At 59.8% G+C, this 21,213-nt stretch carries 20 protein-coding genes, 1 tRNA gene and 1 pseudogene; 11 read left to right on the top strand and 11 right to left on the bottom strand.

Annotated features, from left to right (window positions below; genetic code table 11):
- Nucleotides 1–29 precede the first annotated feature (29 nt).
- The 3 genes from P3C29_RS07710 to P3C29_RS07700 form a co-directional block, all read right to left on the bottom strand.
- Complete coding sequence (locus tag P3C29_RS07710) at nucleotides 30–785, bottom strand: hypothetical protein (RefSeq protein WP_275964225.1); 756 nt, start codon at nucleotides 783–785, stop codon at nucleotides 30–32.
- A complete protein-coding gene (locus P3C29_RS07705) occupies nucleotides 778–1,506 on the bottom strand; it encodes a winged helix-turn-helix domain-containing protein (RefSeq protein WP_010171902.1) in 729 nt (242 codons plus the stop codon). The genes P3C29_RS07710 and P3C29_RS07705 overlap by 8 nt, the downstream gene beginning before the upstream one ends.
- Nucleotides 1,507–1,797: 291 nt before the next feature.
- Nucleotides 1,798–2,649, bottom strand: a complete 852-nt coding sequence (locus P3C29_RS07700; protein ID WP_169388846.1) for a helix-turn-helix transcriptional regulator — start codon at nucleotides 2,647–2,649, stop codon at nucleotides 1,798–1,800.
- A gap of 109 nt (nucleotides 2,650–2,758) precedes the next feature.
- Between P3C29_RS07700 and P3C29_RS07695 the strand changes: the two genes are divergently transcribed.
- Complete coding sequence (locus tag P3C29_RS07695) at nucleotides 2,759–3,169, top strand: hypothetical protein (RefSeq protein ID WP_275964224.1); 411 nt, start codon at nucleotides 2,759–2,761, stop codon at nucleotides 3,167–3,169.
- Here the strand turns inward: P3C29_RS07695 and P3C29_RS07690 are convergent.
- Nucleotides 3,163–4,158 (bottom strand): LacI family DNA-binding transcriptional regulator, encoded by a 996-nt coding sequence (locus P3C29_RS07690; protein WP_275964223.1) that lies wholly within the window; start codon nucleotides 4,156–4,158, stop codon nucleotides 3,163–3,165. The genes P3C29_RS07695 and P3C29_RS07690 overlap by 7 nt on opposite strands.
- Before the next feature lie 167 nt (nucleotides 4,159–4,325).
- On the opposite strand from P3C29_RS07690, the gene P3C29_RS07685 reads away from it, so the two are divergent.
- The 5 genes from P3C29_RS07685 (at nucleotide 4,326) to glsB (ending at nucleotide 9,166) form a co-directional block, all read left to right on the top strand.
- Nucleotides 4,326–5,456 (top strand): Gfo/Idh/MocA family oxidoreductase, encoded by a 1,131-nt coding sequence (locus P3C29_RS07685; RefSeq protein WP_275964260.1) that lies wholly within the window; start codon nucleotides 4,326–4,328, stop codon nucleotides 5,454–5,456.
- Between the two features lie 14 nt (nucleotides 5,457–5,470).
- The gene (locus P3C29_RS07680) at nucleotides 5,471–6,523 is read left to right on the top strand and encodes a sugar phosphate isomerase/epimerase (RefSeq protein ID WP_275964222.1); all 1,053 of its coding nucleotides are present in this window, start codon (nucleotides 5,471–5,473) and stop codon (nucleotides 6,521–6,523) included.
- 43 nt (nucleotides 6,524–6,566) lie between these two features.
- Complete coding sequence (locus P3C29_RS07675; protein ID WP_275964221.1) at nucleotides 6,567–7,775, top strand: nucleoside permease; 1,209 nt, start codon at nucleotides 6,567–6,569, stop codon at nucleotides 7,773–7,775.
- Nucleotides 7,776–7,854: 79 nt separating this feature from the next.
- Complete coding sequence (locus tag P3C29_RS07670; RefSeq protein ID WP_275964220.1) at nucleotides 7,855–8,175, top strand: hypothetical protein; 321 nt, start codon at nucleotides 7,855–7,857, stop codon at nucleotides 8,173–8,175.
- A gap of 82 nt (nucleotides 8,176–8,257) precedes the next feature.
- Nucleotides 8,258–9,166: a glutaminase B gene (gene glsB / locus P3C29_RS07665; RefSeq protein WP_010171887.1), complete on the top strand. Its 909-nt coding sequence runs from the start codon at nucleotides 8,258–8,260 to the stop codon at nucleotides 9,164–9,166.
- 40 nt (nucleotides 9,167–9,206) lie between these two features.
- Here glsB and P3C29_RS07660 read toward each other — a convergent pair.
- A pseudogene (locus tag P3C29_RS07660) lies at nucleotides 9,207–9,553 on the bottom strand (DUF6124 family protein).
- 368 nt (nucleotides 9,554–9,921) lie between these two features.
- Here P3C29_RS07660 and P3C29_RS07655 point away from each other — a divergent pair.
- Entirely contained in the window at nucleotides 9,922–10,608 is a 687-nt protein-coding gene (locus P3C29_RS07655; RefSeq protein WP_201124514.1) for a M24 family metallopeptidase, read from the top strand.
- 62 nt (nucleotides 10,609–10,670) lie between these two features.
- On the opposite strand, the gene P3C29_RS07650 is transcribed toward P3C29_RS07655, so the two are convergent.
- From P3C29_RS07650 to P3C29_RS07635, 4 genes are read right to left on the bottom strand one after another with little or no spacing between them, the layout of a single operon-like run.
- Nucleotides 10,671–11,936 (bottom strand): FAD-binding oxidoreductase, encoded by a 1,266-nt coding sequence (locus P3C29_RS07650; protein ID WP_275964219.1) that lies wholly within the window; start codon nucleotides 11,934–11,936, stop codon nucleotides 10,671–10,673.
- On the bottom strand, nucleotides 11,933–12,685 hold the full coding sequence (locus tag P3C29_RS07645) for an amino acid ABC transporter ATP-binding protein (protein WP_275964218.1): 753 nt from the start codon (nucleotides 12,683–12,685) through the stop codon (nucleotides 11,933–11,935). Before P3C29_RS07645 ends, P3C29_RS07650 begins: the two co-directional genes overlap by 4 nt.
- Nucleotides 12,682–13,350 carry an ectoine/hydroxyectoine ABC transporter permease subunit EhuD gene (gene ehuD / locus P3C29_RS07640; protein WP_003211406.1) on the bottom strand — a complete coding sequence of 223 codons (669 nt, stop codon included), beginning with the start codon at nucleotides 13,348–13,350 and terminating at the stop codon, nucleotides 12,682–12,684. The genes P3C29_RS07645 and ehuD overlap by 4 nt, the downstream gene beginning before the upstream one ends.
- Nucleotides 13,347–14,129, bottom strand: a complete 783-nt coding sequence (locus tag P3C29_RS07635) for an ABC transporter substrate-binding protein (RefSeq protein WP_275964217.1) — start codon at nucleotides 14,127–14,129, stop codon at nucleotides 13,347–13,349. Before P3C29_RS07635 ends, ehuD begins: the two co-directional genes overlap by 4 nt.
- A gap of 215 nt (nucleotides 14,130–14,344) precedes the next feature.
- Here P3C29_RS07635 and P3C29_RS07630 point away from each other — a divergent pair, with 215 nt between their 5' ends.
- From P3C29_RS07630 to P3C29_RS07620, 3 genes are all read left to right on the top strand, one after another.
- The gene (locus P3C29_RS07630) at nucleotides 14,345–15,124 is read left to right on the top strand and encodes an IclR family transcriptional regulator (protein WP_275964216.1); all 780 of its coding nucleotides are present in this window, start codon (nucleotides 14,345–14,347) and stop codon (nucleotides 15,122–15,124) included.
- 247 nt (nucleotides 15,125–15,371) lie between these two features.
- Nucleotides 15,372–15,446 (top strand) — tRNA-Lys (locus P3C29_RS07625).
- Between the two features lie 51 nt (nucleotides 15,447–15,497).
- Nucleotides 15,498–17,771: a hypothetical protein gene (locus P3C29_RS07620; RefSeq protein WP_275964215.1), complete on the top strand. Its 2,274-nt coding sequence runs from the start codon at nucleotides 15,498–15,500 to the stop codon at nucleotides 17,769–17,771.
- A gap of 199 nt (nucleotides 17,772–17,970) precedes the next feature.
- Here P3C29_RS07620 and P3C29_RS07615 read toward each other — a convergent pair whose 3' ends face one another.
- Both P3C29_RS07615 and P3C29_RS07610 read right to left on the bottom strand, forming a co-directional pair.
- Nucleotides 17,971–19,215 (bottom strand): saccharopine dehydrogenase family protein, encoded by a 1,245-nt coding sequence (locus P3C29_RS07615; RefSeq protein WP_003211412.1) that lies wholly within the window; start codon nucleotides 19,213–19,215, stop codon nucleotides 17,971–17,973.
- Nucleotides 19,216–19,244: 29 nt separating this feature from the next.
- Nucleotides 19,245–20,342 (bottom strand): carboxynorspermidine decarboxylase, encoded by a 1,098-nt coding sequence (locus tag P3C29_RS07610; RefSeq protein ID WP_010171870.1) that lies wholly within the window; start codon nucleotides 20,340–20,342, stop codon nucleotides 19,245–19,247.
- A 184-nt stretch (nucleotides 20,343–20,526) separates the two neighbouring features.
- Here P3C29_RS07610 and P3C29_RS07605 point away from each other — a divergent pair, with 184 nt between their 5' ends.
- Entirely contained in the window at nucleotides 20,527–21,195 is a 669-nt protein-coding gene (locus P3C29_RS07605; protein ID WP_275964214.1) for a DUF2268 domain-containing putative Zn-dependent protease, read from the top strand.
- Nucleotides 21,196–21,213: the final 18 nt, after the last annotated feature.

Raw genomic sequence — 21,213 nt, 5'->3', positions numbered from 1 at the left:
ATTCACCGATTCCAGGAAAGTACGGGGGTTCATAAACTATCAGCAGGGGAGAAGTAGGGGCCCTGAAAATAGTCAAAAGGCAAGCGTCTGGCGAGAAGTGCGCTGTCGGCATACTCGACGTTGTCGGCGATGAACGAGACCCGGGTGGTGCTCATCAGCCCCAGCATCTGGTCGTAAAGCCGGTCGAACAGGCCTGAGCGCGTGTTCAGACTGAGCCTGAGGGCCGAGTCTGGAAAGGGCATTTTTATATAGTCATAAAGACTCAAGTCGATCAGCAGGTCGGTGTTTTTTGTATGTAATGTGTAATTGTTATAGGCAAGCTTTATAGTGCTGCGGTCTTTCAGGCTATACAGTTGGCGGATCATGTTTCTACGCTCCACCGGGCCGGGGAGAGTATCCAGTGTATTTTCAACGCTGACAATAAGTTGTTGTTTGTGTTTTTCCAGTATGGCCGACGTGTTGATGATTTCCTTGAGCAGGTCTTCATTCATCAATAAGGATTGCTCTACCCGGAAAAACTTGTGGAGCCCCGGGCTTTTGTCCACACACAAACGTTTTCCTTCTCGGGCAAATGAGTTGGGTTTTGTGTGTTGCAGGGCTTCACTGTAGGCGTACTTAAGTTGCTCGGAATAAAAGGGGCGCACATCATCGGGCAAGGTGTCGAGAGCGTGCTCGGCATGAACCCGAATTTCACTGCCCCATAAGGTGCAACTTCGTTCAAGTATCGCCTGGCGCGAAAACTTGAAGTCGGCGGACGCTGCAAGCAATAGATTTCCGCTATTCACGGTTTGGCCGCTCCTTGACGGGTTGGACATGATTCACCGAAGCAAGACCTCTGCTAAGTTTGTAGCCGTAACCCCGAATGCTTTGAATTATATTGCTTCCATAGTGCGATTTTATTTTGCCGCGTAAACGGCTGATCGATTTTTCGAGCGCCCGCGAATCATAAAATCGGGCGTTAAGTCCCATGACAACTGCAATTTCATCGTGGCTGAGCAATCGATTATGAATGAGGGCTTCCAGTACTTTCATTTCGACGAAGGAGACTTCCAGCTTTTTGCCGCCGCCGTAGATGCACATGCGGTCCTGGTCGAGTAGCAAATCAGTATTACTTAGCCAGTATGTCTCGCTGAGAAACGCGGCGAAGAGCGCAAGTTTTTTTTCGGGCGAGCTCTCGACGACCTTTATGCAGTAGTCGGCGCCTGCGAGATAATATTTGGTTTTGCTTAGTGTGGTGGCGAAGGTGACAACCAGAAAAATGGTGCTGCCGGGGTTCTCGGATCTGGTTTTCTTTATGATGTCCAGCGTTTGGGTGCTGGCAGAGGGGGTGTCAATCTCTATGATGATGGCACGGTAATGTCCATGGCTTTCATAGGGACCAATTAGTTGGCCGTAGGAGCGTGTATCGACTTTTAGATTTTTCGGTACAGTACGAACTATAAGCTCGCTGAAGTCCTCGGATTTCGATGGGGTCCGTGCAATAGCGAGGACGTTGGAAAAATGCATCACGTTGCTCCCTTTTCCGGCATGCGAGGCCGTCAATTCAATCGCTGCAGGCGTTTAGATGTTAATCGAATTGAATACGCCAAAACGTGACAAATTTTAACATTCGGCACTTTATTTACGGGGGGTAAGGCGGTTTGCTGGCGGGTGTTGAAAGCGGATTTCTGGACGGGAGTACTCATATGCTAGTGCAAATTTTTTAGTGTGCGATAAGTATTTTAGGCTGGCTTGATTTTTTTGGCTGGAATGATTTAACCGTTCTAGTCCTTAAGCTCTAAAAATGCTTATACCTGACTATTTATAATAATCCAGCAAGGCGATAGCGGGCGTTGTGTGCTCGGATGTGCCCGCGCGGTCTGCCAGGTAGCGCGCCGGAGGTTTGCCGATGGCCTTGCGGAACATGGTGATAAAGCCGCTGGCGTTCTCATAGCCCAGGTCCAGCGCTACCCTCTGCACACTTTCGCCTTTGGCCAGGCGCTGCAGTGACAGGATCACATGCAGCTGCCGGCGCCAGCGCCCGAAACTCAGGCCGATCTCCTCCAGCAACAGGCGCGTCATGCTGCGTTCGCTCATGCCGATGCGTACCGCCCATTCGCCGAGGGTGGCCTTGTCGCCGGGGTTGGCCAACAAACTGTCGGCCAGGCGTCTCAACCTTGGGTCCTGGGGCATGGGCAGGTGCAGCGCCTCGACCGGGGCCAGTGCCAGCTCATCCAGCAGCGTGGCCACCAACCGTCCTTGCGCGCCCTCGGTGTCATACAGCGGCGGAAAGCTTACAGCCTTGCTGATCAACTCGTGTAACAACGGCGACACGGCCAGCGTGCAGCATTGCCGGGGCAGGGCGCTGGCGGCGTCGGGGTCTACCAGCAGGCAGTAGACATCCGCAGGCCCCGAACCGCGTGCCGCATGGGAGAGGCCACCCGGAATCCACAGCGCGCACTGGGGCGGCACGATCCATATACCTTCTTCGATGACGCAATGAATCACCCCGCGCAACGTGTACATCAACTGACCCTTGCGGTGCTGGTGCGGCGTGTGCTCCCAGCTGGCGGAAGTGCTTGAGGCGCTCACCGCTACCACGGCTCGGGGAATCGCATCGGCCATGGCCGGGCGCAGCGGGTCACGGGTTTCGAGGCGGTGGGTATACATGGCAGAGGTACGTCTTGGCTGGAATGCGAAACATTCTGGCTATTCTGTGCAATGGCGTCCAGTGATGGCATGGCTATTATGAGAAACATTCTCGTTAAAGGAGCTTCCCATGCAACTCGACAGTGCAATGTTCCCCGTGGTGAAAATCGTCTTCGACGCCCCGAGCGACACGCCCCCGCAAGACACCTTTGTCGCGTTCGAGGCCTTGCTGCGGCGCCAGGAGCCCTTCGTTTTGCTTCACGAAAAAGCCGTGGATGAAAGCGCTCACGAGCACTCCCACGAAGAGCGCAAACAAGCCTCGATCTGGATGAAGAAGAATAAGGTGGCCTTGCGCGCGTTCGTCAAAGGCATGATTCAGGTGGAGCCCAGCGCGGCCAAGCGCCTGGCGCTCAAGCCGTTTGCGGTGATGTTTGGCAAAGCGTGGGGCTACCCGCTGCTGGTGGTGGAATCCCGGGATCAAGCCTGGGCTTTGGCGCGGGACGTGCTGGACACCCAGGTGTCGGACGTGGCGCACTATTGAGTGTTGGGCGCTGCCGTACTGCCACGCAAGGTGAGTTCGAACGGCAACACCACCTGGCGTTCCGGCAGCGGGGTTTTCTCGATCAGGGCGATGAGCATCTCGACCGCCTTGCGCCCGAAGGTTTCGGCTGGCTGGGCGATGGTGGTCAGCGGCGGGTCGCAATAGGCGGCGAAGGGGATGTCATCAAAGCCCACCAGGGAAATATCCTGGGGCACGCGCAGGCCCTGTTGCTTGATGCGCTTCAAGGCGCCGATGGCCATTTCGTCGTTCTCGCAGAACAGCGCGGTGGGGCGCTCGGGCAAGGCAAGCATGCTGCCTGCGCCTTCGAAACCGGCGTGCAGGGTGAAGTCGCCGTGGCAGATAAGCGCCGGGTCGCGGGGGATGCCGGCCGCGAGCAAGGCATCTTCATAACCGGCCACGCGGTCACGGGTCAGCGGGCTGCTTTTCGGGCCTTTGATCAACCCGATGCGGCGGTGGCCGAGGTCGATCAAGTGTTGGGTCATGGCCCGGGCTGCACCACGGTTGTCGAGGCTGATGGTGGGATGGCGACCGTCCTGGATCACCTCGCAGGCGTTCACCAGTGGCGGTGAGTCGCTGCAGTCGCTGAACGGGTCAGAGGCCCGCAATTGAATCACCCCATCGGCCTGATGGGCGTGGACCAGTTCGGCGAACTGCTTTTCGATTTCAGCGTGGCCCCGGGTGTCGCACAACAGCAACCGGTAACCCGACGCCTGCGCCGCCTGTTGTGCACCGCTGATGACCCGGGCGAAAAACGTGTTGGCAATCGCCGGTACCAGGATCACCAGGTTACCGGTGCGCCGCGAACGAAATTGCACCGCCATGCGGTTCGGCCGGTAGCCGGTCTGTTCCACGGCGGCGTTGACCTTGTCGCGGGTCTCGGGGAGCACGCGTTCAGGGCTGGCCAGGGTCCTGGACACGGTGGCCACCGAAACCCCGGCCAAGCGGGCGACTTCGCGAATATTGGACAAGACAACCTCGTTATCAGAGCAGCAGCCGCCAAGTTTACCGCAGTCGGGGTTTGACACCGCGAGCAACTGGGCCTAAATTTCCGGCACGATGTAACCGGTTACATCATGATCCGTAATAGCCCAAAAAGAGAAGACTTGCGATGACGGCTGCAGTGCAAAAAATAAGAATGGGCTTTGTTGGCGGCGGCGCGGGCGCCTTCATCGGCCAGGCCCACCGCCAGGCGGCGGGGCTGGATGGCGGTTATGAACTGGTGTGCGGGGCCTTCAGCCGCGAGCCCGAGAACAACCGGAACACTGGCAGCGCCCTGGGCTTGTCCGCGTCCCGTTGCTACAGCGACTGGCAGCAGATGCTGACGGCGGAACAGGCATTGCCGGCCGATCAGCGCATGCAACTGCTGGTGATCGTCACCCCCAATCATCTGCATGCTCCCATCGCGACCCTGGCGTTGCAGGCTGGCTTTCACGTGTTCAGCGAGAAGCCTGCCGCGTTGAATCTCGCCGAGGTGCAGGCGTTGGCAAACGTCGTCAACACCAGTCCCGGACGTTATGGGCTGGCACATACCTACCTGGGCTATCCGATGGTGTGGCAAGCACGTGAGATGGTGCGCAGCGGTGTCATCGGCACCCTGCGCAAAGTCATCGTCGAGTACCCCCAGGGCTGGCTCAGCCAGGACGCGGCCGGGGAGGGCAATAAGCAGGCTGACTGGCGGAGCCGGCCCGAGCTGTCGGGGCTGGGCGGCTGCATCGGCGACATCGGCACCCACGCCTTTTCCCTCGCGGAGTTCGTCGCCGACCAACCGATCGAACAGCTCTGCGCCAGCCTGGGCACCCACGTACCCGGCCGCCAACTCGATGACGATGCCGCCATGCTGTTCAAGATGGCCTCCGGTGCCAGCGGCGTGCTGATCGCAAGCCAAGTGTGTGCCGGTGAAGAGAACCCGCTGAAGATCCGCCTCTATGGCGACAAGGGCGGCCTAGAATGGCGCCAGGAAGAACCCGCCAGCCTGATCCATCGCTCCCTCGATCAACCCCTGCGCATCCTGCGTTCCGGCCTCGGCCAGCCCTGGCTGTGCGACGCGGCCTTGCAGCGCATGCGCCTGCCCGCCGGGCATCCCGAGGGTTATCTGGAAGCCATGGCCAACCTCTACTGCGACTTCGCCACAGCCATTCGCCAAGGCACTGAAGCCGTCGGCGTGCCCGGCATTGAAGTCGGCGTACGCGGCATGGCCTTTATCGAAGCCGTGATCGCCAACCATCGCGGCGACGCGAAGTGGACGACCCTGGCCAGCCACTTATGAAGGAGATCACACACATGCGCGGCCCCGGCATTTTTCTCGCCCAGTTCATCTCGGACGAAGCGCCTTTCGACACCCTGGCCAACATCGCCGAATGGGCGGCCTCCCAGGGCTACAAGGCAATCCAGTTGCCCACCCTTGGCACACGCTACATCGACCTGGCCCGCGCCGCAGAAAGCCAGGCCTACTGCGATGAACTCAAGGCGACCTGCGCCCATGCCGGCGTCGAAATCAGCGAACTGTCGACCCACCTGCAAGGCCAGTTGGTGGCCGTGCACCCGGCCTTCGACACGCTCTTCGACGACTTCGCCCCGGCCCACCTGCGAGGCCAACCCCAGGCACGCACCGAGTGGGCCATCGAGCAACTGAAACTCGCCGCCCGCGCCAGCCAACGCCTTGGCTTAAGCGCACACGCGACCTTCTCCGGCGCGCTGCTCTGGCCCTACATCTACCCGTGGCCACAACGCCCCGGCGGCCTGGTGGAGCAAGGCTTCGCCGAGTTGGCCAAGCGCTGGCTGCCGATCCTCGATTGCTTCGAAGCGGCCGGTGTCGACCTGTGCTACGAAATCCACCCCGGTGAAGACCTGCACGACGGCGCCTCCTTCGAGCGCTTCCTCGAAGCCGTCGACCACCATCCCCGGGCCAACATCCTCTACGACCCCAGCCACCTGCTGTTGCAGCAAATGGACTACCTGGGCTTCATCGACCGCTACCATGCACGCATCCGCATGTTCCACGTCAAGGACGCCGAGTTCCGCCCCGATGCACGCTCCGGCGTGTATGGCGGCTATCAAGGCTGGGTCGACCGCCCCGGGCGTTTCCGCTCGTTGGGCGATGGCCAGATCGACTTCAAGTCAATCTTCAGCAAGCTCACCCAATACGACTTCAACGGCTGGGCCGTGCTGGAGTGGGAGTGCTGCCTGAAGGACGCGCAACAAGGCGCGGCAGAAGGGGCGGCGTTCATCCAGCAGCACATGATCCGCAAGACCACCAAGGCGTTCGATGACTTTGCCGGCGTGACGTCCGACGAACACTCCAACCGACGGCTGCTGGGCCTGCCCGACGCCTGAACACCGCTTCGCTTACCAAAATAACAATAAACCGGTGACCACAATGAAAGCGCGACTGAGCGTCATGATGTTCCTGCAGTTCTTTATCTGGGGCGGCTGGTTCGTCACCCTGGGCACCTTCCTCGCCAGCAACCTGGGGGCCAGTGGCGGGCAAATCGGCATGGCGTTTTCCACCCAGTCCTGGGGGGCGATCATCGCGCCGTTTATCATCGGCCTGATCGCCGACCGCTACTTCAACGCCGAGCGCATCCTGGCGGTGCTGCACCTGATCGGCGCAGTGCTGCTGTACCAGCTGTACCGCGCGCCGGACTTTGTCGGCTTTTATCCCTACGTGCTGGCGTACATGGTCATCTACATGCCGACGCTGGCACTGGTGAACTCGGTGGCGTTCCGGCAAATGAGCGACCCGGCCCAGGAATTTTCGCGCATCCGTGTGTGGGGCACCTTGGGCTGGATCGTCGCGGGGTTGGTGATCAGCTTTGTGTTCGCCTGGGATTCCCAGCAGTCGATCACCACCGGCGCGTTGCGCAACACCTTCCTGATGTCTGCCATCGCGTCACTGGTGCTGGGTTTCTACAGCTTCACCTTGCCGCCTACCGCTCCGTTGAAAGCCGAGGCGGGCAGTGGTGGTGTCAAGCAACTGCTGGGGCTGGATGCGCTGGGTTTGCTCAAGGATCGCAGCTACCTGGTGTTCTTCATCGCCTCGATCCTGATCTGTATTCCCCTGGCGTTCTACTACCAGAACGCCAACCCGTTCCTCGCGGAAATCGGCGTGACCAACCCCACGGCAAAAATGGCCATCGGGCAAGTGTCCGAGGTGCTGTTCATGCTGCTATTGCCGCTGTTCATCCAGCGCTTCGGCATCAAGGTCGCGCTGCTGGTGGGCATGCTGGCCTGGGCGCTTCGCTATGCGCTGTTCGCCTACGGCAACAACGGCGAACTGGCCTTCATGCTGTTTACCGGGATCGCGCTGCATGGCATCTGCTATGACTTCTTCTTTGTCTCGGGGCAGATTTACACCGACGCCAAGGCCCCGGAGCGCTTCAGGAGTTCGGCCCAGGGGTTGATTACCCTGGCGACCTACGGCGTGGGAATGTTGATCGGGTTCTGGGTAGCAGGGCAGGTGACCGACCACTATGCAGCGGCGGGTGGCAGCCATGACTGGCGCAGCATCTGGCTGTTCCCGGCGGGGTTTGCGTTGCTGATCTTTTTTTGTTTTTCGGTGGCGTTCAAGGGGCGGGAGCGGGCGTGACAGGTACAGCATGGGCATCGGCCAAGCCAGCTTTCTGGTAACGTCGTTGCCCCAGTCCCCTGTTCCGGAGTAGATACCAATGGCTTATGAGATCCACATCGAGAGAGTCGAAAGCAGCACAATCGCGCCTGAAGAATGGCATTCGTTTTGCGCGAATGACCCCTCGATGAACCTCGAAAGCGAGACAGTCGGAGTCAATCCAAAGACTGGTGAAACCATCACCGTCAGCGGCAATGAAACCGCGTTCTGGACCTCTCCGGTGACGCAGCAGCAGTACTACTTCGATTACCGCCGTGGCTCCATAGCGTTTGTCTACAGCGATGAGGCCCTTGCAAAAGCCAGGGAAATAGCCCGCGCCTTCTCTGCCAATATTCGGGGCGACGAAGGCGAGGCCTATTAACCCAAGGCCTGCCTGGGCCTGATGTTTCAGGTATCCTCCGCGCCCGCCAATCACTATTTTCCAAACCATGCCCGAACAAAACATGCAGGCCCTGTTGGAGTCGATCCTCGACGAAGTCCGTCCACTGATCGGCCTCGGCAAAGTCGCCGACTACATCCCCGCACTCGCCGATGTGCCGGCCCAGCAACTGGGCATTGCCGTGTACGGTAATGACGGCTCGTTCTACTGCGCGGGCGATGCCCACACCTTGTTCTCCGTACAGAGCATCTCCAAGGTATTCAGCCTGGTGCAGGCCATCGACCATGGCGGCGAAAGCATCTGGGAGCGCCTGGGCCACGAACCCTCGGGGCAGCCGTTCAACTCCATGGTGCAGCTGGAGTTTGAGCGTGGGCGGCCACGCAACCCGTTTATCAACGCCGGTGCGCTGGTGATCTGCGACATCAACCAATCGCGCTTTGCCGTGCCGATCCTGTCCATGCGCGACTTCGTGCGACGGCTGTCGGGCAACCCGCAGATCCTGGTCAACAGTGTCGTGGCCGAATCCGAAGCCCAGCACGGTGCGCGCAATGCGGCCATGGCGTACCTGATGAAGTCGTTCGGCAACTTCCACAACGATGTGGACGCGGTGCTGCACAGCTACTTCAACTACTGCGCGTTGCAGATGAGCTGCCTGGACCTGGCCAAGGCGTTTTGCTTCCTGGCGAATGAAGGCGTGTGTACCCACAGCGGTGAGCAGATTCTGACCGCGCGGCAAACCAAGCAGGTGAACTCGATCATGGCCACCAGCGGGCTGTATGACGAGGCGGGGAATTTTGCGTATCGCGTCGGGTTGCCGGGCAAGAGCGGGGTAGGCGGCGGAATTCTCGCGGTGGTGCCGGGGCAGTTTACGGTGTGCGTGTGGTCGCCGGAGTTGAATGCGGCGGGGAATTCACTGGCGGGGATGAAGGCGCTGGAGTTGTTGAGTGAGCGGATTGGGTGGTCGGTGTTTTGAAGAGACTTGATCGCTCCCACGCAGAGCGTGGGAACGATCATTAGCGTGGGCTGGTTTCCGCGCATCGATCCAGCGCTTTGTCGACCAGCATCTGCACACCTTCCAGCATCCTGCAAATGCCCAGCGCCACATTGCGTTGAGTCCCGTCGACTTCGAAGGCCAGGTGAGCGGCGATGACATTGATCGACGCCAGGTCTTGCGAGGCATTGGCCAGCAAGGTTTCTGTGTCCAGGTCCTTACGCACGGTAAACAATCCATCGAACGGTAGCTCGGCGGGTTCAGGCGGTTGGGGTTGGGCGTCAGGTTTCAGATAGTGATGAATGGCGCGGTAAGCGGCTTCTTGAAGCCGGTCGGCATGATTTGGGGGGGTGGACTGTCTTTAATCATGGTGAAGCTCCGTCGATAAGTGGAGCTACCACCGTTCGCGGTCAAACGAGGAGGGTGGCAGCTGTACGCGGATTGACCGACCGGTTATCAACGAACCCGGCATACCCGAAGGTATCCCGCGTACAGCCGCCGCGACACGATAACTCAGGCACAAAAAAAACGCCTGGAATAGGTGTTGGGCGTTGCGGTCGTTGATGGGTCGGACGGTCAAATCCGGCCGCTGAATGGGCAGCGACTGCGGGAGGTTAGTCAGCCCGAGTCCGACCGACAACCTGAAACAGTTGTCGGAAAAATCCGCGCAGGCCTCCCTGTCATTGAGGAGGGTGCTGATACTATCGACGCAATCACCCATCAGTCAGAGACGGTCCATGTTGCCCAATCGTGTCGTCCAGGCCGCCGCCAAGTCGGTATTGCAGCAGCTCGTTACGCGAATCACCCCACATTCAACCGAAGCGTCCATCGCCGAAATGGCAGCGCAGATGCTTGCGGATTCCGGCTATCCGAAGACCTGGTATTACGACTGCCCCGCCTTCGTATTACTGGGTTCACGCAGTGCACTTTCGGTGTCGGGCCGCGACTATCGTCCCAGTGACGAAGCGGTCGGTTTGCACAATCTGATTACGGTGGATTTGAGTCCACGCTCCGGCAATGTGTGGGGCGATTGCGCGCGCTCTTTCTATGTGGAGGAGGGCGTGTGCAGGGCGGTGCCAACGGGTGCGGAGTTCAGCAAGGGCTATGAAGTGGAGCACCGGTTGCACGCGATGATGCGCACCTTCGCCCGCCCCGGGACCACGTTCAACGACCTGCATGCGTTCGCCAATGAACTGATCGCATCCGAGGGTTTCGAGAACCTCGATTTCGCCGGCAACGTCGGCCACAGCATCTGTGAGCAGCGTGACCAAAGGCTCTACATCGAGGCGGGCAATCATCGGCGCCTGGAGGAGGTGACGTGCTTTACCTTCGAGCCGCATGTTCGCGAGCGGGGCGGTCGCTGGGGCTACAAGCATGAAAATATCTATTTCTTCAGTGATGAGGGAGAGGTTTGCGAGCTTTGACGAAGGCGCCGGTCTCCTGAGGAAACGCGGCGCCTTCGGGTTTTTCGCGAGCAGGCTCGCTCCTACAGGGATAGGCGGTCCAGCAGGCTGTACCACGCAACACCAGCGCCGATGTAGAAGCGTTGCAAGCCATGCAGTGGCAACCGCTGCAAAAGCGTTACCGGGTACGCGAAGTCGGAGCGGCTGTCACACAGGCGTCCGGCCAGTTGCTGGCCGAGGCTGGTGCACAGGGCTATCCCGCGTCCGTTACAGCCCAATGCCAGGGTCAAGCCGGGTGCGGGTTCGTGAACGTGAGGCATAAAGTCCCGGGTGATCGCGATCCGGCCCGCCCAGCGGTACTCGAATTCCAGCTTGCCCAACTGCGGAAACAACAACGCCAGCGAGCGTTCCAGGTGCGCAAAATCCGCTGGCCCGGTGGGGTCTTCGAACAACCCGCGCCCGCCCATCAGCAGGCGACCGTGGGCGTCCTTGCGAAAGTACAGTAGCAGGCGTTGGGCGGTTGAGACGGTTTCCTGCCCCGGCAAAATGCTCTCGGCCGCAGGCCCGCTCAAGGGCCGGGTAGCAACGATAAAGCTGTTGGCCGCCAGCACGCTCTGAGCCATGCCGGGCCACAGGTCGCCGCTGTAGCCGTTGGTGGCCAATACCACCTGGCCGGCCGACACCTGTGCGCCGCTGGCGGTCTGCAGCTTCCAGCCGGCGCCCGCCGGTTGAATCGCGGTCACTGCGCTTTGTCCGTGAATGCGCACGCCCGCCGCCTGCGCTGCACGCACCAGGCCGCGCGCATAGGCCAGCGGTTGGATGGCGCCAGCGCGGCCATCCAGCCAGCCGCCGGCAAACGCCTGGCTGCCCATGCGAGCGGACACGGCGCCGGCATCCAGGCGCTGCACCGGCACCCCTCGACGCTCCCATTGTTCGGCCCGGGCATGCAGGCCTGCCACGCCTTTTTCGGAATAGGACACCTGCATCCAGCCCTTGCGAGTGGGCGCACAGTCGATGGCGTGGCGCTCGATCAGGTTGAACACCAGGTCGGCCGAGTTGGACACGGTATCGATCAGCGGCTCGGCACGCTCGGCGCCGTACCTCTGCACCAGTTGATCCGGGTCGTATTTGAGCGTCGGGTTGACCTGCCCGCCATTGCGCCCGGACGCGCCCCAGCCGGGCTCGTTGGCTTCCAGCACGCACACGCTCACGCCGCGTTCCGCCAGGTGCAGGGCCGTGGACAAACCGGTGTAGCCGGCACCGACGATGGCCACGTCGACCTTGATGGATTCAGCCAGCGCGGGTGTCGGCGGTGCGGCGGGGGCTGTCGCTGCCCAGAGTGACTTCATGACAGGCTCCGGGTGTTGGCCGTCGGGTGCAGCACGCGGCGCAGGAAGTCCTGGGGGCGCGGCTGTTGCGGGTTGCCCAGCACTTGCTCGGCGGGTCCGCTTTCCACGATGTAGCCGCCGTGCAGGAAGCACACGCGGTCGGCCACTTCGCGGGCAAAGCCCATTTCGTGGGTCACCACAATCATGGTCATGCCTTCATCGGCGAGGGTGCGCATCACTTCCAGCACATCGCCCACCAGTTCCGGGTCGAGGGCCGAGGTTGGTTCGTCGAACAGCATCGCATCGGGCTTCATCGCGAGGGCGCGGGCGATGGCGACGCGTTGCTGCTGGCCGCCCGAGAGTTGTTCCGGGTAGGCATCGGCCTTGGCCGACAGGCCGACTTTATCCAGCAGCGCCAGGGCTTCTTCCCGGGCCTGTTGCAGCGGTTCGCGTTTGACGTACACCGGGCCCTCCATCACGTTTTCCAGCACGGTGCGATGGGGGAACAGGTTGAAGCGCTGGAACACCATGCCCATGCGGCTACGCAATGCATGCACGGTCTTGCTGCCACGTTGCACGGTTTCGCCGAACACGTTGATGGTGCCGCCGTCGTAGGCTTCCAGGGCGTTGATGCAGCGCAGCAAGGTGGATTTGCCCGAGCCGGACGGGCCGATCAGGCACACCACTTCGCCCTTGGCCACGTCCAGGTCGACGCCGTGCAGCACGCGATGGGTGCCGTAGTGTTTTTGCAGTTGGCGAATCTCGATCATGCTTTTTTCCTCCGGCCCAGGTGCTGTTCCATGCGGCGCAGGCCATACACCAACGGCAGGCTCATCAGCAGGTAGAGCAGGGCGACCAGGGTGTAGACGGTCATGTTCTGGAAGGTCGACGAGGCGATAAGCTGGCCCTGGCGCGTCATCTCGGCCACGGTGATGGTCGACACCAGCGAGGAGTCCTTGAGCATCATCACCAGGGTGTTGCCGTAGGGCGGCAGGGCGATGCGAAAGGCCTGGGGCAGGATCACCCGGCGCATCATCAGCACCGAGCGCATGCCCAGGGCTTCGGCGGCTTCACGCTGGCCTTGTTCGACCGCGATGATGCCGGTACGAAAGTTCTCCGCCTGGTACGCCGAATAGGCGATGCCCATGCCGATCACACCCGCCTGGAACGCGCTGAGGTGCACGCCCATGTCCGGCAGCACGAAGTAGATGTAGAACAGCTGCACGATGATCGGCAGGCCGCGAATCACGTTGATCACCGTGCTCGCCGCCCACGACAGCGCCTTGATCGGCGACAGTTTGAGCAGCGCCAGCACCAGGCCGATGGCGCTGCTGAGCAGGAACGACAGCACGGTAATCTGGATCGTCACCCAGGCGCCCTGAAGCAGGATCGGCAGGAAGTCCCGGGCGTTCTGCAGGAATTCAGCCGGGTTCATGGCTGCACCTGGGCATCAAGCCCCCACTTCTTCAGGATCGCCTCCAGGGTACCGTCAGCCTTGATGCTGGCGATGGCCTGGTTCAGGCGTGCGAGGGTTTCGCTGTCGCCCTTGCGCACCACCAGGCACACCTCGCCGACGTTGACCGGCTTGTAGTCGGCGGCGAGTTTCACGCCTTTGAACAGTTTCTGGCGGATCTGGTACGCCACCACCGGCTGGTCACCCACGGCGGCCTTGATGCGGCCCAGGCTCAGGTCCCGGACCATTTCACCGATGGAGTCGTAGGTGCGGATTTCCTTGAAGATGCCCAGCTTGTTGAGCATGTCGTAGAAGATCGTGCCAGCTTGTACGCCCACCACCTGGTCCTTCAGGGAACTGAGGTCGGGGTAGGCGGCGTTGTCATCGGCGCTGATGATCAGGCCTTCACCGTAGGCGTACACCGGCGCGCTGAAGTCCACCACCTGGGCGCGCTCCGGGGTCTTGAGCATGCCGGCGGCGATGAAGTCGAGCTTGCCGGAGGTCAGCGAAGGAATCAGCGCGGCAAAGTTGGTCTGCTCGATTTCGCTGGTGAAACCACCGGCCTTGCCCACGGCATTGGCCACGTCGACCATCACGCCCTGGATGCTGTTGCTCTTGATGTCGAGGAAAGTAAATGGCGAGCCACTGGCGGTTGCACCGACTTTGTACGAGGGCGCACCGGCGGCGTGCACGGTGGCCACGCAAAGGGTGGCGCAAAGACCGAAGGCGAGGCGGCGAAACAAGGGCGAAAGACTGTTCATCGGGTTACTCCAGAAGGAAAACGGATCGTCAGTACCGCAAGCGGCTGGAGAGGAAACCGCAAGCTCTGTGCCATTTCGATTCAATAAAATCGTTTAGTGGTGCAGAAAATCGACAAAATGAACCGTTCGTATCGGTATGCGATTTTAAGTGGTCGAATTTCGCAGTTTGGTGTAGAAATATCGCCACGCTTGATCGACCTGACCGCGAGTCCGCCATGTCTGAAGAACGCAACAGCTTGCACAACCAATCCCTGGAAAAAGGCCTGTCGGTGCTCAAGGCGTTCAGCGCCCAGCGCCGCAGCATGAGCCTTGCAGAGGTGGCCGAGGCCGCCGGCATGACCAAAAGCTCGGCCCAGCGCATGGTGTTTACCCTGGAGAGCCTGGGTTACCTTCGGAAACACTCGCGCACCCGCCATTACCAACTCACACCCCGGGTGCTGGAGTTGGGCTTCAGTTATCTGGATGCGCATTCGTTGATTGAAGTGGCCAACCCGTTCCTCTCGGAGCTGACCCGCCTGACGGGAGAAACCTCGTGCCTGACGGAGCCTGCGGGTTACGACATGACGTACATCGCGCGCTTCGTCAGCTCAGGCTTTGTGCCGGTGCACATGCCGATTGGCTCGCGGGTGCCGATGTACTGCACGGCGTCGGGCCGGGCGTATTTGAGTGCGTTGCCGCAGGAGGAGGCACTGGCGTTGATCGAGCACAGCCAGCGGGTGGCGCACACCAGCCAGACGTTGACGGACGTCGACAGGATCATGGCGTCGTTGCAGCAAGTGCGCGAACAGGGCTACGCGGTGAATGGCCAGGAACTGTTCCTGGGCGACATGACCATCGGCGCGCCGGTGCTGGGGGCGAACGGTCGGCCGGTGGCGGCGGTGCACGTGGTGGCGCCCACCAGTCGGTGGAGCCGGGCGGATGCGGAGAAGCAGTTGGCGCCGGCGTTGTTGCAGTGTTCGAGGGCGTTGAGCAATTCTGCGCGCAATCTTGAATAGCCCCATTCTCAAGAACACAGCAAATCCAATGTGGGAGCGGGCTTGCTCGCGAAAGCGCTGGGTCAGCCGGTACATGTGTGACTGCGCCACCGCTTTCGCGAGCAAGCCCGCTCCCACATTTTGATCTTCAGTATTCTTTGAAATTTATGGGTGCCTGTAGGAAAGCAAACATCTCTGTCAGTTAAATCTTAATAAGGGTAGGGGTCCTTCACATTCTCAAGGCATTGCTCGACAATGCGCCCACTGTTCCGGAGTAGTTCAGCGGTAGAACACTCGGCTCTTAACCGGGTGGGCGCTGGTTCGAATCCAGCCTCCGGACCCATCCATTACACAGCAGTCTGGACATACTTCCAGATCACACGGAGTGACTAGCATGGATGCAGGTTATGCAGTCTTCCAGTTGTCCAGGGCACTGCTTGCGCACGATCAAACTTGTAGCCCTCTCGCCCGTTTTAATGCCCGCAGACGCATCTCGCGCTGGAAACAGGTTATTGCGCACATTCTGCAAAGCACTGCAGAGTATGGCTCTCGTACCCCGATTGCTGAGGTTCCCGCCTGGGTTACGCTGGAAGTAACTACAGGGGGGTTCGCTACCGGTAATCTGTTGGCAGGTGGCGAATTGACCGACTATGAGCGTGAACTGGCCGCCTCCCTCCCGGGGATTCGTCGAGGGTTTGAGCGGTTGGATATCAATGCCTGGCATCTCACAGATGACGGTCTTGATGCGCTGCAGCAGCTCCTGGCCAGTTGTGACTATCGAGTTGATGTGCCGGAAGAGGCAGCGTTACTGACCGTGGCTTGGTTGTCAGGCCAGCGGCGTACTGACGAGGCGCGTGCCCTCATAGAGGCCATTGTTCCTTTTTTTGACCGATTGCGTTTCTTTCCGTCGATCTCTACGCAGCTTCCGATCTCCGCCACGCAGGTACATGTCGTTGACGCGGGTGAGGTGAAGCAGTCTCTTATAACCTTGCCTGCTCAGACTCAGATCGCTGTGCAGAAACAGGCGATCACAAGACGGTTACCCCTTTATGATTCGGCCATCGCACATTTCCTCCTGACTTATCAGGCTGGCTGGCCTTGCCGTCATTACCCACCTCAGTGGCACGAGCAGGCGGCCGAACTGGAGGAAAATTATAAAAAACTTGGCATCGACAGGTGCTCCCCTGACCGCTTGGCGGAACTGTTTTCTTTACTGGAGCAATGCTCCCGCAATGCTGAATCGCTCACAGGGCGTCAGGTAGGTCGTATACGACGAATTGTCGATGACTTCGTGCGCAAACATGGCACTCCGGACTCTGCCTCTCACTTAGCGTTCCGCGCGAACCAGCTTCGCCAGGTGGCGGGGCCAGAGCATCATCTAATTGCGCGTGTCGTGGCAAAGCGTCTGTCCAGGTATCCAGCGCAAAGTGGCATTTCGGATTTTGTCGATTTGGCCGCGCCGCTCACTGCTGCGGAGGCATCGGAATGTGCACAGGCCGAGGGTGTCGCGATACCAACGGCGATCCTGCGCCGTATTCAACGCTGTCGCAGCGGGACGATTAGCGAACTGATCAAGCATGGGCTGATCACTTCGGGTGACACAGTCGCACGGGTGCTGCCCGCGATGACCGCTCAGCTTAGTAGCTCGGGGTTGCGGGACGAAGCGTTGAGGATGGTCTACGCCTCGACCTACCGGGCGTTCCGTCGGCGGCGTTCATTATTACTGTTGAATCTTGAGCGTCAGGTTGGCCTGAGTGAGTTGCCCTGGATTGCTGCAATTGAGCGCGACCGTCAGTCAGGCATTGGTGCAGCCAGTGTCGCCAGACAATCCCTCGTTGAGTCAGCGGCATTAACGCTTCATGCCTTCCCTTACGCTATCCTTCCTAACAAGCTTCTCAAGGAGTATGGAGCACTGGCGGACACTGCGGAACTAGATCTTCCCTTCGTGGAAGAGGTCGCTGCAGATATCTTCATGGGGCAGTTTTCCAGTAAGTTCGCTGACGCTGCCAGGCGAACGGGGCCGGTGATAGCAGGTTCACTTTATATACGTTACTACGCCATTGATACCGACGAGCTGGCCGGCCTCGTCACTCGAGGGCGGCGACAAGCGCGAGTGGCGAGCGATGCGTTCGCGGCCTTGTGCGCGAGGCGTGCGGAAGCTGAGTTAGGCACTTGGCATCCGGCAACCAATGGCACCATTCTTGAGCAGCAGCAGATTTTAACCACGCAGAACCTTGCGGTATTGTTTGAATCGCTTGGGTTGAAGGTTTTGCTACGGTCTAAATTAGGCAGCATGGTGCAGGCGTGTTTTGAGTGGATATGTAGACGGCATCAGATGAAGATCGAGCATTATCATGCTCGGTTGATAATGCTCAAAAATACCGCCTATGCCTGGCGCCAGATGGTGTTCTACCTGGCGATGCTCGATGAAGATGATCGCAGAGAAGCCTTGGCGTCTATTGAGGCTTATTTCGCCATTCAGCCAGTGGCTTTTCGAGAAAGATTCCTGCCGCTGATGAGCGGCTTGCGCAAGGCTTGTGCTGGCGAAGTATTGCCTCAGCGCGCTCCAACTGAGGATGGTGCGAGAGTTTTTCTGGGATGGACAACGACGCGGCATTGGTTACTACCCCCGCAGGAAGTTACTTCAATCCGAGCTGTTGAGCAGTAGTGACGCTAAAGATTCAAGTGTGGGAGCGGGCTTGCTCGCGAAAGCGCTGGGTCAGCCGGTACATGTGTGACTGCGCCACCGCTTTCGCGAGCAAGCCCGCTCCCACATTTTGATCTTCATTGTTCTTTGAGATTTATGTGAGCCCCAACAAAAAATGCGCCCCTTCGGGCGCATTTTTTTGTTCAGTCAGCTATCACCCTCAGGCAATCGCATCCCAGGCACGGTCACCGTTCTCGTCTTTGATGCGAGTCGGCAAGCCCATCACGTCCAGCGCTTTCAGGAACGGCTCAGCCGGCAGTTCCTCGACGTTGGCCATGTGCTTCACATCCCACTCGCCACGGGCAACCAGCAGCGCTGCGGCCACGGGTGGTACGCCGGCGGTGTAGGAGATGCCCTGGCTGTCGGTTTCGGCAAAGGCTTCTTCGTGGCAGGCCACGTTGTAGATGAACAGCTCGCGCGGCTGGCCATCCTTGGTGCCCTTGACCAGGTCGCCGATGCAGGTCTTGCCGGTGTAGCCCGGTGCCAGCGACGACGGGTCAGGCAGCACGGCCTTGACCAGTTTCAGCGGCACGACTTCCAGGCCTTCGGCGGTAGTGACCGGTTTTTCGGAGAGCAGGCCGAGGTTTTTCAGCACGGTGAACACGTTGATGTAGTGTTCGCCGAAGCTCATCCAGAAACGCACGTTGGGCACGTCGAGGTTTTTCGACAGCGAGTGCACTTCATCGTGGCCGGTCAGGTACAGGTTCTGCGAACCGACCACAGGCAGGTCGTCGGTGCGTTTGACTTCGAACATGGTGTTGCTGGTCCACTGGCTGTTCTGCCAGCTCCACACCTGTCCGGTGAATTCGCGGAAGTTGATTTCCGGGTCGAAATTGGTGGCGAAATATTTGCCATGGGAGCCGGCATTGACGTCGAGAATGTCGATCGAATCAATGCGGTCAAAATGCTTTTGCTGCGCCAGCGCTGCATAAGCGTTGACGACACCCGGGTCGAAGCCCACGCCAAGAATGGCCGTGATGTTCTTCTGTTTGCACTCTTCCAGGTGGTTCCATTCGTAGTTGCCGTACCACGGCGGGGTCTCGCAGACCTTGCCCGGCTCTTCGTGGATGGCGGTGTCGAGGTAAGCCACGCCCGTGTCGATGCAGGCACGCAGTACCGACATGTTGAGGAACGCAGAACCTACGTTGATGACGATCTGCGATTCAGTCTCGCGGATCAGTGCCTTGGTCGCTTCCACGTCCAGAGCGTTCAGCGCGAAGGCCTGGATATCGGCGGGTACCTTGAGGCTACCCTTGGCCTTGACGCTGTCGATGATGGCCTGGCATTTGGAGATGTTGCGCGACGCGATAGCAATACGACCGAGTTCGTCGTTGTGCTGCGCGCACTTGTGGGCCACCACCTTGGCGACACCTCCTGCACCAATGATAAGAACGTTCTTTTTCAATTGCTTTATCTCTCCTTTATCTGTCCGCTTTACGAAAGGCTGGACAGGTAGTCGTCGTAACCAAATTCACGAACCACTTCGACTGTACCGTCGAGTTGTTTCACTACGATGGACGGCATTTTCAGGCCGTTGAACCAGTTTTTCTTGACCATGGTGTAGCCTGCCGTGTCGATGAACGACAGTCGATCGCCGATGGCCAGCGGCTGATCAAATTGGTATTCACCGAAGATGTCCCCGGCCAGGCACGACTTGCCGCACACCATGTAGGTGTGTTCACCGTCGCTCGGTGCCAGCTTGGCGTTGAGGCGGTAGATCAGCAGGTCCAGCAGGTGGGCTTCGATGGAGCTGTCTACCACGGCGAGGTTTTTGCCGTTGTAGAGGGTGTCGAGCACGGTCACTTCCAGGGAGGCGCTGTTGGTGATCGCCGCTTCGCCGGGTTCCAGGTACACCTGCACGTCGTACTTCTGCGAGAACGCCTTGAGGCGCTGGCAGAAGGCGTCGATGGCGTAGCCTTCACCGGTGAAGTGGATGCCGCCGCCGAGGCTGACCCAGTTGACCTTGTGCAGCAGCGCGCCGAAGCGTTCTTCGATGGTGTTGAGCATCTGGTCGAACAGGTTGAAGTCACCGTTCTCGCAGTTGTTGTGGAACATGAAGCCTGTGATCTGCTCGATCACGCCTTCGATCTTCACCGGGTCCCACTCGCCCAGACGGCTGAACGGGCGCGCCGGGTCGGCCAGCAGGTAGTCGGAGCTGCTCACCTGCGGGTTGACACGCAGGCCGCGGGTCTTGCCTTCGCTGCGTTCGGCAAAGCGCTGCAGCTGGCTGATGGAGTTGAAGATGATCTTGTCGCAGTTATCCAGCATCTCTTCGATTTCATCGTCGGCCCAGGCCACGCTGTAGGCGTGGGCTTCACCTTCGAACTTCTGGCGACCCAGCTTGAGCTCGTACAACGACGACGAAGTGGTGCCGTCCATGTATTCCTGCATCAGGTCGAACACGGACCAGGTGGCGAAGCATTTAAGGGCCAGAAGAGCCTTGGCGCCGGACTGTTCGCGCACGTAGGCGATCTTCTGCATGTTGACCAGAAGCTTCTGTTTGTCGATGAGGTAGTACGGCGTTTTGATCATTTTCAGAGCCTGCGGCGGTGCCTGCCAAAAAAGGACACGCATTGTGCCCGCACTTGGGACAGATCGAAAGGTTAGTCAGCGGAATTTGCTGGCCCGGTTATAAGCTGGCCTGTGAATATGACAGCCTGTGGGTATGATGAGCCGCATTGCAAACGGATCCCGGCTTTGGCGACGAGAGGTGAGAATGGACGCATGGACACTGCATTGGCTGGAAGCTTCGGGGAGCCTGGCGGAGTTTCGCCCTGAGCTGATCCGTGAATTTGAGGCCGCCTACGGGGCAATTGCCGAGCTGATGCCGCCGCCGCGCCTGGATGTCCTGATCCAGCGATTGCCTGGGGAAACCCTCCCGGAGCTGGGCCTGGTCGGCCGCGCTTATCGCAGCACGATGTTCAGCATGACGCTTGACCCCGACAATCCGAATTTCCTGGCCAGTTTGCGCAGTGGCTCGCTGCGTCGGCATGTGGTGCATGAGGTGCATCATTGCCTGCGCATGGCGGGGCCGGGATATGGGTGGACGCTGGGTGAGGCGATGATCAGCGAAGGGCTGGCCGGACAGTTTGTGCGGCGGGTGCTGGGCAGTGAGCCGGAGCTGTGGGAGAGGGCGCTTACACCCGAGGAGCTGCTGAGTTCGCCGGTAGAGCTCCAGCTTCTGGAGGCCACGTATTACGACCACAGCGAATGGTTCTTCGGCACCGGGGCAAGGCCCAGGTGGTTGGGGTACACGCTGGGTTATCAGATGGTGGGTGACTGGCTGGCGAAGCAAGGCGAGGTGGACGCCGCCACATGGGTCAACGTGCCCGCAAAAGACATACTCGCCAACGCTACCAGGGAAGGGCTAGTGACCCAGCCTTGAAACACAAAACCACCAAGC

Source organism: Pseudomonas sp. 1912-s (assembly GCF_029269205.1).
Lineage (GTDB): Bacteria > Pseudomonadota > Gammaproteobacteria > Pseudomonadales > Pseudomonadaceae > Aquipseudomonas.
This window is presented reverse-complemented; position numbering and strand designations above follow the sequence as displayed.

Excerpts from the sequence above, each read along its gene's own strand:
- P3C29_RS07705 (WP_010171902.1), bottom strand. The coding sequence starts at position 1,506 with ATGCATTTTTCCAACGTCCTCGCTATTGCACGGACCCCATCGAAATCC.
- P3C29_RS07700 (WP_169388846.1), bottom strand. The coding sequence starts at position 2,649 with ATGTATACCCACCGCCTCGAAACCCGTGACCCGCTGCGCCCGGCCATG.
- P3C29_RS07695 (WP_275964224.1), top strand. The coding sequence starts at position 2,759 with ATGCAACTCGACAGTGCAATGTTCCCCGTGGTGAAAATCGTCTTCGAC.
- P3C29_RS07685 (WP_275964260.1), top strand. The coding sequence starts at position 4,326 with ATGGGCTTTGTTGGCGGCGGCGCGGGCGCCTTCATCGGCCAGGCCCAC.
- P3C29_RS07680 (WP_275964222.1), top strand. The coding sequence starts at position 5,471 with ATGCGCGGCCCCGGCATTTTTCTCGCCCAGTTCATCTCGGACGAAGCG.
- P3C29_RS07675 (WP_275964221.1), top strand. The coding sequence starts at position 6,567 with ATGAAAGCGCGACTGAGCGTCATGATGTTCCTGCAGTTCTTTATCTGG.
- P3C29_RS07670 (WP_275964220.1), top strand. The coding sequence starts at position 7,855 with ATGGCTTATGAGATCCACATCGAGAGAGTCGAAAGCAGCACAATCGCG.
- glsB (WP_010171887.1), top strand. The coding sequence starts at position 8,258 with ATGCAGGCCCTGTTGGAGTCGATCCTCGACGAAGTCCGTCCACTGATC.
- P3C29_RS07655 (WP_201124514.1), top strand. The coding sequence starts at position 9,922 with ATGTTGCCCAATCGTGTCGTCCAGGCCGCCGCCAAGTCGGTATTGCAG.
- P3C29_RS07650 (WP_275964219.1), bottom strand. The coding sequence starts at position 11,936 with ATGAAGTCACTCTGGGCAGCGACAGCCCCCGCCGCACCGCCGACACCC.
- P3C29_RS07645 (WP_275964218.1), bottom strand. The coding sequence starts at position 12,685 with ATGATCGAGATTCGCCAACTGCAAAAACACTACGGCACCCATCGCGTG.
- ehuD (WP_003211406.1), bottom strand. The coding sequence starts at position 13,350 with ATGAACCCGGCTGAATTCCTGCAGAACGCCCGGGACTTCCTGCCGATC.
- P3C29_RS07635 (WP_275964217.1), bottom strand. The coding sequence starts at position 14,129 with ATGAACAGTCTTTCGCCCTTGTTTCGCCGCCTCGCCTTCGGTCTTTGC.
- P3C29_RS07630 (WP_275964216.1), top strand. The coding sequence starts at position 14,345 with ATGTCTGAAGAACGCAACAGCTTGCACAACCAATCCCTGGAAAAAGGC.
- P3C29_RS07620 (WP_275964215.1), top strand. The coding sequence starts at position 15,498 with ATGGATGCAGGTTATGCAGTCTTCCAGTTGTCCAGGGCACTGCTTGCG.
- P3C29_RS07610 (WP_010171870.1), bottom strand. The coding sequence starts at position 20,342 with ATGATCAAAACGCCGTACTACCTCATCGACAAACAGAAGCTTCTGGTC.
- P3C29_RS07605 (WP_275964214.1), top strand. The coding sequence starts at position 20,527 with ATGGACGCATGGACACTGCATTGGCTGGAAGCTTCGGGGAGCCTGGCG.